At 64.7% G+C, this 13,253-nt stretch carries 14 protein-coding genes; 4 read left to right on the top strand and 10 right to left on the bottom strand.

All coding sequences use genetic code 11. The features are described from left to right. Positions 1-8: 8 nt before the first annotated feature. From ABLE86_RS02415 to ABLE86_RS02430, 4 genes are read right to left on the bottom strand one after another with little or no spacing between them, the layout of a single operon-like run. On the bottom strand, positions 9-365 hold the full coding sequence (locus tag ABLE86_RS02415; RefSeq protein WP_348777311.1) for a nitrile hydratase accessory protein: 357 nt from the start codon (positions 363-365) through the stop codon (positions 9-11). Beyond that, a complete protein-coding gene (gene nthB, locus ABLE86_RS02420) occupies positions 352-1,011 on the bottom strand; it encodes a nitrile hydratase subunit beta (protein ID WP_348777312.1) in 660 nt (219 codons plus the stop codon). Before nthB ends, ABLE86_RS02415 begins: the two co-directional genes overlap by 14 nt. After that, complete coding sequence (nthA, locus tag ABLE86_RS02425; RefSeq protein WP_348777313.1) at positions 1,008-1,625, bottom strand: nitrile hydratase subunit alpha; 618 nt, start codon at positions 1,623-1,625, stop codon at positions 1,008-1,010. The genes nthB and nthA overlap by 4 nt, the downstream gene beginning before the upstream one ends. 47 nt (positions 1,626-1,672) lie before the next feature. Then, on the bottom strand, positions 1,673-2,269 hold the full coding sequence (locus ABLE86_RS02430) for a LysE family translocator (RefSeq protein ID WP_348777728.1): 597 nt from the start codon (positions 2,267-2,269) through the stop codon (positions 1,673-1,675). 227 nt (positions 2,270-2,496) lie between these two features. Here ABLE86_RS02430 and ABLE86_RS02435 point away from each other — a divergent pair, with 227 nt between their 5' ends. Further along, the gene (locus tag ABLE86_RS02435; RefSeq protein WP_348777314.1) at positions 2,497-3,252 is read left to right on the top strand and encodes a hypothetical protein; all 756 of its coding nucleotides are present in this window, start codon (positions 2,497-2,499) and stop codon (positions 3,250-3,252) included. A 78-nt stretch (positions 3,253-3,330) separates the two neighbouring features. On the opposite strand, the gene ilvN is transcribed toward ABLE86_RS02435, so the two are convergent. Beyond that, positions 3,331-3,903: an acetolactate synthase small subunit gene (gene ilvN / locus ABLE86_RS02440; RefSeq protein ID WP_348777315.1), complete on the bottom strand. Its 573-nt coding sequence runs from the start codon at positions 3,901-3,903 to the stop codon at positions 3,331-3,333. An 81-nt stretch (positions 3,904-3,984) separates the two neighbouring features. Continuing rightward, on the bottom strand, positions 3,985-5,772 hold the full coding sequence (locus ABLE86_RS02445) for an acetolactate synthase 3 large subunit (protein ID WP_348777316.1): 1,788 nt from the start codon (positions 5,770-5,772) through the stop codon (positions 3,985-3,987). 366 nt (positions 5,773-6,138) lie between these two features. On the opposite strand from ABLE86_RS02445, the gene ABLE86_RS02450 reads away from it, so the two are divergent. After that, a complete protein-coding gene (locus ABLE86_RS02450; protein WP_348777317.1) occupies positions 6,139-7,959 on the top strand; it encodes an ATP-binding protein in 1,821 nt (606 codons plus the stop codon). A gap of 51 nt (positions 7,960-8,010) precedes the next feature. Here ABLE86_RS02450 and ABLE86_RS02455 read toward each other — a convergent pair whose 3' ends face one another. After that, positions 8,011-8,802 (bottom strand): GGDEF domain-containing protein, encoded by a 792-nt coding sequence (locus ABLE86_RS02455; RefSeq protein WP_348777318.1) that lies wholly within the window; start codon positions 8,800-8,802, stop codon positions 8,011-8,013. 144 nt (positions 8,803-8,946) lie between these two features. Further along, a complete protein-coding gene (miaA, locus tag ABLE86_RS02460; protein ID WP_348777319.1) occupies positions 8,947-9,873 on the bottom strand; it encodes a tRNA (adenosine(37)-N6)-dimethylallyltransferase MiaA in 927 nt (308 codons plus the stop codon). Here miaA and serB point away from each other — a divergent pair. Both serB and ABLE86_RS02470 read left to right on the top strand, forming a co-directional pair. Beyond that, positions 9,872-10,759, top strand: coding sequence for a phosphoserine phosphatase SerB (gene serB, locus ABLE86_RS02465; RefSeq protein ID WP_348777320.1), 888 nt, complete (start codon positions 9,872-9,874; stop codon positions 10,757-10,759). The genes miaA and serB overlap by 2 nt on opposite strands. After that, complete coding sequence (locus ABLE86_RS02470; protein WP_348777321.1) at positions 10,756-11,328, top strand: GNAT family N-acetyltransferase; 573 nt, start codon at positions 10,756-10,758, stop codon at positions 11,326-11,328. The genes serB and ABLE86_RS02470 overlap by 4 nt, the downstream gene beginning before the upstream one ends. A 46-nt stretch (positions 11,329-11,374) precedes the next feature. On the opposite strand, the gene ABLE86_RS02475 is transcribed toward ABLE86_RS02470, so the two are convergent. Next, the gene (locus ABLE86_RS02475) at positions 11,375-12,895 is read right to left on the bottom strand and encodes a DegQ family serine endoprotease (protein ID WP_348777322.1); all 1,521 of its coding nucleotides are present in this window, start codon (positions 12,893-12,895) and stop codon (positions 11,375-11,377) included. Between the two features lie 169 nt (positions 12,896-13,064). Further along, on the bottom strand, positions 13,065-13,250 hold the full coding sequence (locus ABLE86_RS02480; RefSeq protein ID WP_348777323.1) for a DUF2065 family protein: 186 nt from the start codon (positions 13,248-13,250) through the stop codon (positions 13,065-13,067). Between the last annotated feature and the right edge of the window lie 3 nt (positions 13,251-13,253).

Genomic DNA, 13,253 nt, shown 5'->3' on the forward strand with positions numbered 1-13,253 from the left:
GGCGTGTTCTATCGAGCGCGCTGCGGGTCGTTTTCCAGCAGGATCGGCTTGCCATGCGGCGTGGCATGGGCCGCGCGCTGCCAGGCGGCGGCGAGGTCGTCGACATCGTGCCGCGGTGCAACGCCCTTGGCGGCCAGCAGCTTTTCCAGCGCGCGCAGCCAGCAGTCGTAATAGTCGCTGCCGTCCTGGGCCGCGCCCGGCGCCTTCACCTCGGCCGAAAGCATCTGCGCCCACTCGTTCCAGGAAAACAGCCCCTTCTCGTGCAGGGCCACCGTCAGTGCAAAGGCCTCTGCCTGCCACGGCTCGGCAAATACGGGCTCGTCCATGCCGGACGGCAGCGGCCGCCCCTTCTCATGCCGGCTCAAGGTAGCTCTCCCAGGCGTCGATGCTGACGGAAAGCGTCGGGTCGACCCCTTCGCCCCAGATCTCGCGGCCGTCGAAGACGACCGTATAGACCCACTGCGGATGCTCGCCGCGGCCGTGGGCGTTGGTGTCGGGGAACACAAAACCCTCGCGCACGGCATCGATCACCCCCACCTTGTCACGCGCATAGCGCGGCAGGCGGGTATGGCCTTCAGGGTTGAAATTCTTGGTGCGCACACGATCGCCGGCCTTGAAGCGTGCCGGAGTACCGACAGGACGGTTGCACGGACCGCCACGCGCGAGCGTGGCCGGCACATCTTCTGCCTGCAGCACGCGCTTCGGCCTCACGTCGCCACCCAGCGCGTGCCCCACCAGCAGTTCATCCTGCGTGATAAAGCCGTGCCGCTTGAGAAGCGTCTCCAGCGCCTTGATCCAGATTTCGTAATAGCTGGAGGAATAATAGTCGGCCGGGTGCAGGCTTTCGCGCGTGTATCGGCTCTCATCGAGCGTCCAGTGGCCCATGGCGCCGGCGCAAAGCGTCACGCCCAGCGCGCGCTTTTCCCATTCGGCGTGGAAATAGGGCTCGTCCTTTTCGGGCGCGACGGGCCCGAACCCCATCTGGCCGCCGAGGTCCTGCGGGCCGTTCATGCGGTCGCCCTCGCAAGGCCGGTGCCGATCATCGAGTCGCGCGTCACTAGATCGGCAAGCTTCTCCTCGCTCCAGCCCTCGGTTCCTTCCGGACGCATTGGAATGACGAGGTAGCGTAGCTCGGCGGTGGAATCCCAGACGCGGATTTTTGTCTCCGCCGGCAGCGTCACGCCGAATTCGGCCAGCACGCCGCGCGGATCGATCACCGCGCGCGAGCGGTAGGGCGGCGCCTTGTACCAGACCGGCGGCAGGCCGAGGACCGTCCACGGATAACAGGAGCACAGGGTGCAGACGACCATGTTGTGCTGGTCAGGCGTGTTGAACACCGCCTGCATGTGCTCGCCCTGGCGGCCGGTATAGCCCAGCGAGGCGATAGCCGCGGTGGCGTCGCGCTTCAGCCAGTCGGCGAATTCCGGGTCGCTCCAGGCTTTTGCCACCACGCGGGCGCCGTTGCGCGGGCCGACCTTGGTTTCGTAGGTGTCGACGATCACGTCGATCGCGGCGGGGTCAATCAGCCCCTTCTGCGTCAGGATCGTCTCGAGCGCCCGCACCCGCGCGGCCATCGGGTCGAGCTCGTTGTCGTGATGGTGGTCGTGGTCATGATCGTGCGACATGGCCGCAGGCTATGCCGCGTGCGGCCGGCGCGCAAGCGGGCCAGCCATCACCGCAGCATCGGCCACAGCGTCGCCGCCAAAAGCAGACCCATGCAGATGTTGAACCATTTCAGCCGCACTGGGTCGGCCAGGAAGCCGCGCAGCGCCATGCCGAACCCCGCCCAGGACGAGACGCTGGGCAGGTTGACCAGCGCAAACGCGAAGGAAATCGACAGCACCGAGAGGAACGGCGCTTCCGGGTTGGTGTAGACGGCCATGGCCGTCAGTGCCATCACCCATGCCTTCGGGTTGACCCACTGGAAGGCGGCGGCCTCGAGAAAGGTCATCGGCCGCGCCTTGGCGTCGCCGTCCTTGCCCATCGAGCGCGACATGGCGATCCGCCAGGCGAGATAGACCAGATAGGCGCCGCCGGCGATCTTCAACCCAGTATGCAGCGCCGGGAATGCCGTCAGCACCGCGCCGAGCCCAAACCCCACGCCGAGCAGCAGCGAAAGGAAACCCATGCCGATGCCCAGCATGTGCGGAATGGTGCGCATGAAGCCGAAATTCACGCCCGAGGCCAGCAGCATGAAGTTGTTAGGCCCCGGCGTGATCGAGGTCACCAGGGCATAAACCACGAGGGCGAAGAATGCGTCTGCTGTCATCATTGGACCTGTCTGGAGTGGTGCGCCGGCCGGAATGCATCGGAACGCCGCATGTTTGCGCGGCCTTCCGATGTCGAATCCGCGCGTCGCGCGCAGGATTGAACGGCGAAGGGAAACAGATATATTCGGGGTGAACGTTCTGTTTCTATCGACATCGACCAGATCTTCTGCCGGCATGGCTTCGATAAAGATCTGATATCTGAAATTCCATGTAATTCAGGTGACAAATGTCTGCAGTTGCGAAAGTCGAGCCCACCAGCCTCACCCGCGAACTCATCGACCACGCCGTGGCAAGCATCGAGGGGTCCGACCGGTTCTCGCTGCCCTTTCCCCACATCTTCTTCCGCAACTTCTTTCCGAAGGATTTTTATGCCGACCTGATCAAGTCGATCCCGACCGAGGGCTACGACCCCATCACGGGCGACGGCACGCGCATGGCGCTGCGGCTCTATGGCGACAATGTCGCCAAGGTTGACGAAAGCCTGCGCGAAATGTGGGCCGCGGTGTCCGCCATGCTGACCTCGCCCGAGATCGAGGACGCCATCCGCCGACAGCTTCACGAGGGCCTTGAAATCCGTGCGCGCGGCGACAAGGTCGCCAGCGCGGACGACCTCAGGCTGGTGGCCAAGCCCGTGCTCTACAGCGACAAGGACGGATACCAGATCAAGCCGCATCCCGATGCGCGCAAGAAGGTGGTGACCATGCAGCTCTACTGCCCCGCCGACGAGAGCCAGCGGGAGCTTGGCACGACCCTCTATCAGGCTTCTCTGAAAGGCCTGCTGCATGTCGGCTCCTACGGGCTGGAACCGGTCAAGACGCTGCCGTTCCTGCCCAATGTCGGCTATGCCTTCGTGGTGCTGAAGGCCTATCATTCGCTGACGAAGATGAGCTGGCACGGCCGCCCGAAGATCCACACGCCGATCGAGCAACCGCGCGTCACCCTGCTCAACACCTTCTATATCAACGAAAACGTCGGCTTCTGATCCGGGCGGGCACTGCCCGTCTGGTCTGCCTTGCGCACCGCCCCGGTCGCTCGACCGCGGGCGGCTTGCTGTTTTGGATTACATGCCCTGCGGGCCGCGGTTCATCGCCGCCACGCCGGTGCGGCAGATCTCGACCAGGCCCAGCGGCTTCATGATGGCGATGAACTGCTCGATCTTCGACACCTTGCCGGTGATCTCGAAGATGAAGTGCTCGGTGTTGGCGTCGATCACCTTGGCGCGGAAGGCATCGGCCAGCCGCAGCGCCTCGACGCGCGCGTCTCCGGTGCCTGCCACCTTCACCAGCGCCAGCTCGCGCTCCAGCGGCCGGTCCTGGCCCAGTTCGGCTGCCCGAACCGTCAGGTCGATCACGCGGTGCACCGGCACGATGCGCTCAAGCTGATGCTTGATCTGTTCCAGCACGTGGGGCGTTCCCCGGGTTACGATGGTAATTCGCGAAAGGTGCCGCTCGTGTTCGGTTTCGGAAACGGTGAGGCTTTCGATGTTGTAGCCGCGACCGGAGAACAGGCCGATCACGCGGGCCAGCACGCCCGGCTCGTTGTCGACCAGAACCGATAGCGTGTGGATTTCCGGCCGCTGCGTCTCCTTGGAGATGAAGTAGGCGGAGCCGGTCGCCTGTAGCTGTGCGTTCATTTGGATCCCGTCTTCAAGCGTCTCGCTCAATTCGTTGTTTTCGCGCGGCCTTTGAAGCCGCGCGATTGTTGAAAACTCCGCCTAGACCAGCGCGCGCCCCTTGGCGTCGATGGCGTTGGCCACCGCTTCGTCGGTGGCTTCGTCGGGCAGCAGCATCTCGTTGTGCGCCTTGCCGGAGGGGATCATCGGGAAGCAGTTGGCCAGGTTCGCCACGCGGCAGTCGAAGATCACCGGCTTGTTCACCGAGATCATCTCCTTGATTGCGTCGTCCAGGTCGGCCGGCTTGTCGCAGCGGATGCCGTGGCCGCCATAGGCCTCGGCCAGCTTGACGAAGTCCGGCATCGCCTCGGTGTAGGAATGCGACAGCCGGTTGCCGTGCAGCAGCTGCTGCCACTGGCGCACCATGCCCATGTACTGGTTGTTTAGGATGAAGATCTTGATCGGCGCCTCATACTGCACCGCCGCGCTCATCTCCTGCATGGTCATCTGCACCGACGCGTCGCCGGCGATGTCGATCACCAGCGCGTCCGGATGCGCGATCTGCACGCCCAGTGCGGCCGGCAGGCCGTAGCCCATCGTGCCGAGGCCGCCCGAGGTCATCCAATGGTGCGGCTTTTCGAAATGGAAGTGCTGCGCGGCCCACATCTGGTGCTGGCCCACCTCGGTGGTGATGTAGGTGTCGCGATGCTTGGTCAGCTCGTAGAGGCGCTGGATCGCATATTGCGGCATGATCACTTCGTCGTTCATCTTGAACGCCAGCGAGTCACGCGCGCGCCATTTGGCGATCTGCTCCCACCACGGGTAGAGCGTCTTCTTGTCGGCCTTCACGGTCGCCCGCCACAGCCGCACCATATCCTCCAGCACGTGGCCGACGTCGCCGATGATGGGAATATCGGCGCGGACGTTCTTGTTGATCGAGGACGGATCGATGTCGATGTGGATCTTCTTCGAGCCCGGCGAGAAGGCGTCGAGGCGGCCGGTGATGCGGTCGTCGAAGCGCGCACCGACGCACAGCATCACGTCGCAATCATGCATGGCCATGTTGGCTTCATAAGTGCCGTGCATGCCCAGCATGCCGAGCCAGTTCTTGCCCGATGCCGGATAGGCGCCAAGCCCCATCAGCGTCGAGGTGATCGGGAAGCCGGAGAGCTCCACCAGCTCGCGCAGCAGCTGGCTGGCCTCGTTGCCGGAATTGATGACGCCGCCGCCCGAATAGATGATCGGCCGCTTTGCATTGGCCAGCAGCGCCACCGCGTCCTTGACCCGCTGCAGGTCGGCCTGCACCTGCGGATGATAGCTGGTGCGCGGCGCGGTCTGCGGCGGCGTGTAGATGCCGCGGGCGAACTGCACGTCCTTGGGGATATCGACAACCACCGGGCCCGGCCGGCCGGTCGTGGCGACATGGAAGGCTTCATGCAGCGTGCGGGCCAGATCGTTGACGTCCTTCACCAGCCAGTTGTGCTTGGTGCATGGGCGCGTAATGCCAACGGTGTCACATTCCTGGAAAGCGTCCGAGCCGATCAGCGATGTCGGCACCTGGCCGGTGATGCAGACCAGCGGGATCGAATCCATCAGCGCATCCTGCAGTGGCGTGACGGCGTTGGTCGCGCCGGGGCCGGAGGTCACCAGCATCACGCCGGCCTTGCCGGTCGAGCGGGCATAGCCTTCGGCCGCGTGGCCGGCGCCCTGCTCGTGGCGCACCAGGATGTGCTCGACATCCTCCTGCTGGAAAAGCTCGTCATAGATGGGAAGAACCGCACCGCCCGGATATCCGAAGATATGCTTGACGCCATTGTCCTTCAGCGCCTGCACCACCATTTCGGCGCCTGTCATTTCGCGCCGTCCGGTTTCGTTCTGTCCGTTGCTCATCAGTCTGGTTCCGTCTCTTCCGCTTCAGCTTTGCCGTGGTATCGGTATTCTTGACAATAAAAAAGGCCCCCGAGGGAGCCTGTGTTTGCGCATGGGAGGACTTTGCCCGGCGGTTACACCGCCTTGCCCACGCGCCTGCCTACGAGAATGAGTGCCAACTTGTTCATCGAGGCGGACATTAGGTGGGGATTCGGCCAAGTGTCAACGCACAATTTTGGCACAGAATGCTGGAAATGCCGCCTCGGCCCTCCCCCGCTAAGGTTGAAGCCATTTCATTAGTGCTTTCTGCACCATTTCGCCTCACCGCCGCTTAACCGCCATTCGCTAGGATGCCGCGCAGGGAATGCCAGGGGGCCAGAGCCGACAATGTTCATCGACCGCGAGAAATCCGGCGGAGAAGCCATTTCGCAGGAACGCCGCGAGGACGCCCAACCGGACGCGCGCGTGCTGGGCCATGTCGTGCATTGCGATGGCGCCCGCGCCACAATCGCCGCCTTCGCGGAGGCGGACGAAGGCACGCTGTCCGGCCTCTGGACCGTCGGCAAGATGATCTCTATCAATCTCGGCAAGGCGCGCACGGTCGGCCTGGTCTACGCGGTGGGCAGGCCCGATCGCGTGTGGAGGGAAGAAGGCCGCAACCCCATCGAAGTCAGCGTCGAACTGGTCGGCGAGGTGCGCGACGGCCCCGCCGGCGGCGCGCCCGTCTTCGACCGCGGCATCACCGTCTATCCGCATATCGGCGCCGTCGCCCACCGCATCCGCTCGCGCGACCTGCAGGCAGTCTACGATCTGGCGGGGCGCAAGTCCGTTACCATCGGCCAGCTCTCGCAGGACGAAACGATCAACGCCTGCATCGCCGTCGAGGACACGCTGTCGCGCCACTTCGCCGTCGTCGGCACCACGGGCGTCGGCAAGTCGACTGCCGTGTCGCTGCTGTTGCGCAAGACCATCGAGGCAAGGCCCGACCTGCGCGTTCTCATCATGGACCCGCACAACGAGTTCGCCGAGGCTCTGCCCGACCACAGCGTCACCATAGACACCGGCACGCTCGACCTGCCCTTCTGGCTGTTCCGGCTGGAAGAATTCGCCGAGGTGCTGTTTCGCGGGCGCGAGGTGGTGCCGGAAGAGATCGACGTGCTGCGCGACCTCATTCCGCAGGCCAAGAACCTCTATCGCAACCCCCAAGCCGGCGCCTTCCTGCGCCGTGGCGCCGATGCGCTCACCGCAGATACGCCCGTGCCCTACCGCATGGCCGACCTCATCAAACAGATCGACGAGCGCATGGGGATGCTGGAGAGCAAGAACGACCGCCCCATCTACCGCGCCCTGAAGACCCGCATCGAATCGGCCGTCGCCGATCCGCGCTATCGCTTCATGTTCAATTCGCGGCTGATCGAGGACACGATCCACCAGACCATCGGCAACATCTTCCGCATTCCGCATGGTGGCCGCCCCATCACCTGCTTCGAGATGGCCGGGCTGCCTTCCGAAGTGGTCAACGCGGTCTGCTCCGTCCTGGCCCGGCTCGCCTTCGACCTGGCGCTGTGGAGCGAGGGCAAGTTGCGGCTGCTGATCCTTTGCGAGGAAGCGCATCGCTACATGCCGGCCGATACGCGGCTTGGCTTCGCGCCGACCCGGCATGCGCTGTCGCGCATCGCCAAGGAAGGCCGCAAATATGGCTGCTATCTCGGCATCGTCACCCAGCGGCCGGGCGAGCTCGATCCGACCATCCTGTCGCAATGCTCGACCATCTTCGCCATGCGGCTCGCCAACGATCAGGACCAGCAGATCATCCGCTCAGCCATCGCCGATTCCTCTGCTTCGACGTTGTCGTTCCTGTCGTCGATGGGCCAGCGCGAGGCGATCGCCTTTGGCGAAGGCGTGGCCACCACCATGCGGCTGAAGTTCGAGCGCCTGCCGCAGAGCCTCATACCCGGCGCCCACAAGCGCCGCACCGAGGGAGCGGCGGCGGCCGAAGGCGAAGTGGATCTTGCCTTGATCGTGGAAAGGCTGCGCAACGTGCCGCGTCCGCAGCAGGCGCTCGGCTTTGCCGAAACCGTCGACGTCCAGCTCCAGGCCGGCGATCCCGGCTTCAGAAAGGCCGCGCCGGCACCGGTCCCTGAGGACCTGGATGTCAGCTTCGGGCTCAAGCCGACCACCTTCGGGCTCCGTCCCCGTTCGGACTGACGACCCGCCGCCTCAAAGCTTCGTGGTTTCGCGGCCGGATACCCTGCCCTCTCAGGCGCAGACGCGGTTCCGGCCTTCTCTCTTGGCGTGATAAAGCTGCTTGTCGGCGCGCCGGAAGAATTCTTCGGCCGCTTCCTTGCGGTCCCACACCGCCAGCCCAACGCTGGCAGTGACTCTCAGCCGGACATTGCCCGACAGGATCGTCTGGGAAGCGATGGCCTTGCGAATGCGCTCGGCAAACCTCACCAGCTTTTCGGCATCCATGTCGGGCGCCACCACGGCAAACTCCTCGCCGCCCAGGCGGGCAACCACGTCGTGGTAGCGGGTCATGTCGCGAAGGCATCTGGCCACTGCGCGCAGTACCTCGTCGCCAATGTCGTGCCCATGCGTGTCGTTGACCTGCTTGAAATGATCGAGGTCCAGGATCATCAGCCCTACCGGCTTGTCGATGCGGCCAAATTCCGAAAGATATTCCTTCAACGCCTCGTCGAAATAGCGCCGGTTCTGCATGCCCGTCAGGCCGTCCGTCAGCGCCGCGTGCTCCAGGGTCTCGGAGCGTGCGCTGAGCGAGGCGGTCATGGCACGCAGCTTGCCGCCCTCCTTCACCTGCGTACGGATCTGCGGGTAGATGAAGAACACGCCGAAGAACAGCGCGGTGATAACCAGAACCGCCGTCAGGAACAGCAGCTGTGAAAGATACGCCACGCTTTCGATATGCTCGGGGTGGAACAGCGTCTCGTCCCCGTTATGCAGCACGTTATAGGCGTGCAAGGTCACGCCGCCAGCCGCAAGGATCACGGTGATCAGTACGAAGAACGCCGATTCCGACTGGTGGAAACGCATGGACCTCCCGCTGGCGATATCCGTTCCGGAATCCGGAACGACACGTCGACTCAGGTTGTGCCATATCGGGCCTTACGGTCGGTTAATCCGATCGGCTAAAAGCCGAGTACTTTCCGCCGCTTGACTTTCCGACGCGGTTTTGGCTCAGGCCATGGCGGCCGCGCCGGGGATGCGTTTCCACTCCGGTCCGAACTGGTTTCGGAACCATGTCGACTGGCGCTTGGCATATTGCCGGGTGGCAATCTTGGCGCGCTCGATCGCCTCGGCAAACGCCATCTCGCCGGCATCCGCGGCCTGCAGCTCTCGCACGCCGATGGCCTTCATCGCCGGCAGCGCCGGGTCAAGCCTCATCGCTGCCAGCGCCCGCACTTCCTCCAGCGCTCCGGCCTCCAGCATGCGGTCGAAGCGCGCATCGATACGGCGCACAAGCTCGCCGCGATCGGGCTCGATCACGATGCAACGGGCCGTCTCCCTGTGAACCAACGCGCCGCCGCGCTCGCTCTGCCATGCCAGCATGGAGCGGCCGGAAGCGTCCAGCACCTCCAGCGCGCGCAGGATGCGCTGGCTGTCGCCCGGCTTCAGGCGCAAAGCCATTTCCGGGTCGCGCTCGCCTAGGATGCGATGCAGCGCCACTGAGCCTTCATCGGCCATGCGGCCACGCCAGCCCTCGCGGATCGCGGAGGGAATGTCGGGCATGTTCGAAATCCCCTCCGTCAGCGCGCGGAAATAGAGGCCTGTGCCGCCGACGAAAATCGGCACCTTTCCCTCAAGGCGCCCTTCGGCCACCAGCTTGCCCACGTCCCGCAGCCAGGCGCCGGTGGAATAGAGCGTCGCCGGCGAAACGTGCCCGTAGAGAAAATGCGGCGCGCGGGCCTGGTCCTCGGCGCTGGGGCGCGCTGTCAGCACGTCCAGAACCGAATAGACCTGCATGGAATCCGCGTTGACGATCACGCCGCCCTTGTCGAGGGCGAGGTCCAAAGCCAGCGCCGACTTGCCGCTGGCCGTCGGCCCGGCTATCAGGATCGCGTCCTTCACGCGCTCGCCGCCTTCGCATTTGCCGGAATTTTCCATGCCGCTCGTCGCCACCCTCATTTCGCACCCGGCCCAGCGCCGTCTTTCGCACTCGCTCGCGAATATGGCCTCGCAGGCCGTGGGTGCAAGCTCCCTTCGCTGGCTTGCCGAGGAAATCGCCTGCGACCTGATCCTGCCAGACGCAGCCGACTGCGAAGCCGCACAGGCGCGCTTGCGCGAGGCGCTGGCTTCCGAGCCCATCGACATTGCAGTGCAGGAGGCCGCCGGCCGCGCCAAGAAGATCCTGCTTGCCGACATGGACTCCACCATGATCGACCAGGAATGCATCGACGAGCTGGCCGACGAGATCGGCGTCAAGGAGCATGTCGCCGCCATCACCGCGCGTTCGATGAATGGCGAGATCGAGTTCGAACCGGCCCTGCGCGAGCGCGTCGCCCTTCTCAAGGGGCTCGACGCCACCGTCATCGAGCGCATCATCAGCGGACGGCTGACGCTCGCCTCGGGCGGGCGCCAGCTGGTTGCCACCATGCGTGCCCATGGCGCCTATACGGTGCTGGTCTCCGGCGGCTTCGACGTCTTCACCTCGCGTATCGGCGCCAAGCTCGGCTTCGACGAGCACCGCGCCAACCGGCTCATCGAGGTTGACGGCCGCCTCACCGGCGAGGTGGTGGAGCCAATCCTCGGCCGCGCCGCGAAAGCCGAAGCGCTGCTCGACATCTCCGCCCGCCTCGGCCTCTCGCCGGCGGATGCCATCGCCGTCGGCGACGGCGCCAACGATCTCGACATGATCCATCTTGCCGGCACCGGCGTGGCGCTGCACGCCAAACCTGCAGTCGCCGCCGAAGCGCGGGTGCGCATCGACCATGCCGATCTCACCGCCCTTCTTTACCTTCAAGGATACAGCCAGACGGAGTTTGCCGCATGACACCAATCCGCACCCAGCGGCTTGTGTTGCGCAACTGGGAAGAGCGCGACCGCGACCTGTTCCACCGCATCAATTCCGACGAGACGGTGATGGAGTTCTTCCCCTTCCGGCGCACTCGGGCACAGGCGGATGTCAGAATGGACGAGATAGCCGCGGAAATCTCCGCCCAAGGCTATGGCTGGTCGGCGGTCGAAATCGCCGAGACCGCCGAATGCATCGGCTTCGTCGGGCTGCACGACGCCGAAATCGAGCCCGTCGTGCCGCCCGGCTCGATCGAGATCGGCTGGCGGCTCGCGCCGGAATTCTGGGGCTTCGGCTATGTCACCGAGGCCGCTTGCGCCCTGCTGGACTTCGGCTTCAACCAACTCGGCAAGGAAGAGATCATGTCCTTTGCCGTGGCCGGCAATACGCGTTCCACCGCGGTGATGGAACGTCTGGGCATGCGCCGCGATCCGGCCGCCGATTTCGACAATCCCAACGTGCCCGACACGCACCCGCAATTGAAGCGGCACGTGCTCTATCGCATGACCCTTCGGGACTGGCGAATGAGAAAAGGGGCGGCCCGCTAGCCGCCCCTTTTCGTTTTCCTTCAAAGGCTTGGATCGGTTTCCGGAATCAATCCATCCGCACCGTGACAAAGCGCAACTCGCCCGATTTCGAAGCCAGCATCAGCAGCGCGTTCTTGCGGCCCTGCTCCTTCAGCGCGGCGATGCGGTCCATCACATCCTTGGGAGTGGCAACGGATTCCTGAGCGATCTCGGTGATCACCTCGCCCGCAGCGATGCCGCGTTCGGCCGCCGGCGAGTTCGGATCGACCTCGCGGATGACCACGCCGGCCACATCGGCATTGATGCCGAACTGGGCGCGGGCGGCCTCGTCCAGGTCGCCGACGGTCATTCCCAGCACGGATGCGGTCGCAACGGCGTCCCCGCCCTTGGTCTGCTTGACCTCTTCCTTGCTCAGCTTCTCTCCGTCCTCGAGGCGGCCCAGCGTCACCTTTACGCTCTGTTCGGCGCCCTTGCGCACGAGTTCCACGTCCACCGCCTTGCCCACCGGGCTTTCGGCCACGACGCGCGGCAGGTCGCGCATCTCGTGCACGTCCTTGCCGTCAAACTTGGTGATCACGTCGCCCGGCTGGATGGTGCCATCGTCCACCGGTCCGCCCTTGATCACGCCGGCCACCAGCGCGCCCTTGGCAGCTTTCATGCCGAGGCTTTCGGCGATCTCGTCCGTCACCGGCTGGATGCGCACGCCCAGCCAGCCGCGCCGCGTCTCGCCATATTCGGCCAGTTGCTGCACAACGCCTGCGGCAAGCTCCGAGGGGATGGAGAAGCCGATGCCGATCGAGCCGCCCGAAGGCGAGATGATGGCGGTGTTGATTCCCACCACCTCGCCGTCCATGTTGAACAGCGGCCCGCCGGAATTGCCGCGGTTGATCGCGGCGTCGGTCTGGATGAAGTCGTCATAAGGACCAGCATTGATGTCGCGGTTGCGCGCCGAGACGATGCCCACGGTCACAGTGCCGCCCAGGCCGAACGGGTTGCCCACGGCCATTACCCAGTCGCCGATCCGCATCTTGTTGGAATCGCCGAACTTCACCGCGGTCAGCTTCTTGGCCTTGGGGTCGACCTTCAGCACTGCAATGTCGGTCTTGGTATCGGTACCGGCCAGCGTCGCCTTCAGCTTGCTGCCGTCGGAGAAATTGACCTCGATCTCGTCGGCATCGGCGATCACGTGGTTGTTGGTCACGATGATGCCCTTCTCGGCATCGACCACGAAGCCGGAGCCCAGCGACTGCACCTTCTGGGGCCCGCTTTCCTTCTTGCCCTGCCGGTTCTTGAAAAACTCGTCGAAGAAGTCCTGGAAGGGCGAACCCTCGGGAAGCTGGGGCATCGGAACAGCTCCCGGCCCTTCGCTTCCCTTCACCGTCTGCGACGTGGAAATGTTCACCACCGCGCCCAGCAGGCCTTCGGCCAGGTCGGCGACGGAAGCCGGCCCATGCGCGGGAGGACGTGACTGTTCCTGCGCCAAAGCCGGAGTGACGAGGTGCGGCGTCGCGACCCCGGCGGTCAGCATGGCCATGGTCGCCGCCAATACGGTCTTGCGGACCACGGGCAGGAAGGGATTGGACGTCATGGGAAAATAGCCTCCGGTTCAGACAGCGCCATGTGTGAGGAAAAATAAGGCGTGTTTGCGGCTTTGCCTACTGGCTCGGCAAGACAATCTTGGTCGGCGGCGGTTTCCGCGCCGCCGCCGCAGCCACGCAGGCGCCCGCAGGCGAAATCCGGCGGAAGCGCCGCTGGTCCTATGCGCGCGCCAGCCAGACAAGGGCGACGCCCGCGGCGATTGCCGCAAGCCCCACCACTCTCAGCATGTTCTCAGGCATCACCAGAACCTGCGCGGCCAGCCGCCGCGCAAGCGAGGGGAAGCCGCCATAGATCAGGCCCTCGATGACGAAGACAAGCCCTATGGCGACAAGGAAGTCGGACACCGG

Origin of the sequence: Mesorhizobium sp. KR2-14, from assembly GCF_040049255.1 — a bacterium.
In the GTDB taxonomy this organism is placed as follows: Bacteria; Pseudomonadota; Alphaproteobacteria; order Rhizobiales; family Rhizobiaceae; genus Pseudaminobacter.

What these genes read in the sequence shown, in the direction of transcription:
- nthA (WP_348777313.1), bottom strand. Translation starts at nt 1,625, where the DNA reads ATGTCGCACGATCATGACCACGACCACCATCACGACAACGAGCTCGAC.
- ilvN (WP_348777315.1), bottom strand. Translation starts at nt 3,903, where the DNA reads ATGAACGCACAGCTACAGGCGACCGGCTCCGCCTACTTCATCTCCAAG.
- ABLE86_RS02455 (WP_348777318.1), bottom strand. Translation starts at nt 8,802, where the DNA reads ATGCGTTTCCACCAGTCGGAATCGGCGTTCTTCGTACTGATCACCGTG.
- ABLE86_RS02475 (WP_348777322.1), bottom strand. Translation starts at nt 12,895, where the DNA reads ATGACGTCCAATCCCTTCCTGCCCGTGGTCCGCAAGACCGTATTGGCG.
- ABLE86_RS02470 (WP_348777321.1), top strand. Translation starts at nt 10,756, where the DNA reads ATGACACCAATCCGCACCCAGCGGCTTGTGTTGCGCAACTGGGAAGAG.
- ABLE86_RS02445 (WP_348777316.1), bottom strand. Translation starts at nt 5,772, where the DNA reads ATGAGCAACGGACAGAACGAAACCGGACGGCGCGAAATGACAGGCGCC.
- ABLE86_RS02450 (WP_348777317.1), top strand. Translation starts at nt 6,139, where the DNA reads ATGTTCATCGACCGCGAGAAATCCGGCGGAGAAGCCATTTCGCAGGAA.
- nthB (WP_348777312.1), bottom strand. Translation starts at nt 1,011, where the DNA reads ATGAACGGCCCGCAGGACCTCGGCGGCCAGATGGGGTTCGGGCCCGTC.
- ABLE86_RS02430 (WP_348777728.1), bottom strand. Translation starts at nt 2,269, where the DNA reads ATGACAGCAGACGCATTCTTCGCCCTCGTGGTTTATGCCCTGGTGACC.
- miaA (WP_348777319.1), bottom strand. Translation starts at nt 9,873, where the DNA reads ATGGAAAATTCCGGCAAATGCGAAGGCGGCGAGCGCGTGAAGGACGCG.
- serB (WP_348777320.1), top strand. Translation starts at nt 9,872, where the DNA reads ATGCCGCTCGTCGCCACCCTCATTTCGCACCCGGCCCAGCGCCGTCTT.
- ABLE86_RS02435 (WP_348777314.1), top strand. Translation starts at nt 2,497, where the DNA reads ATGTCTGCAGTTGCGAAAGTCGAGCCCACCAGCCTCACCCGCGAACTC.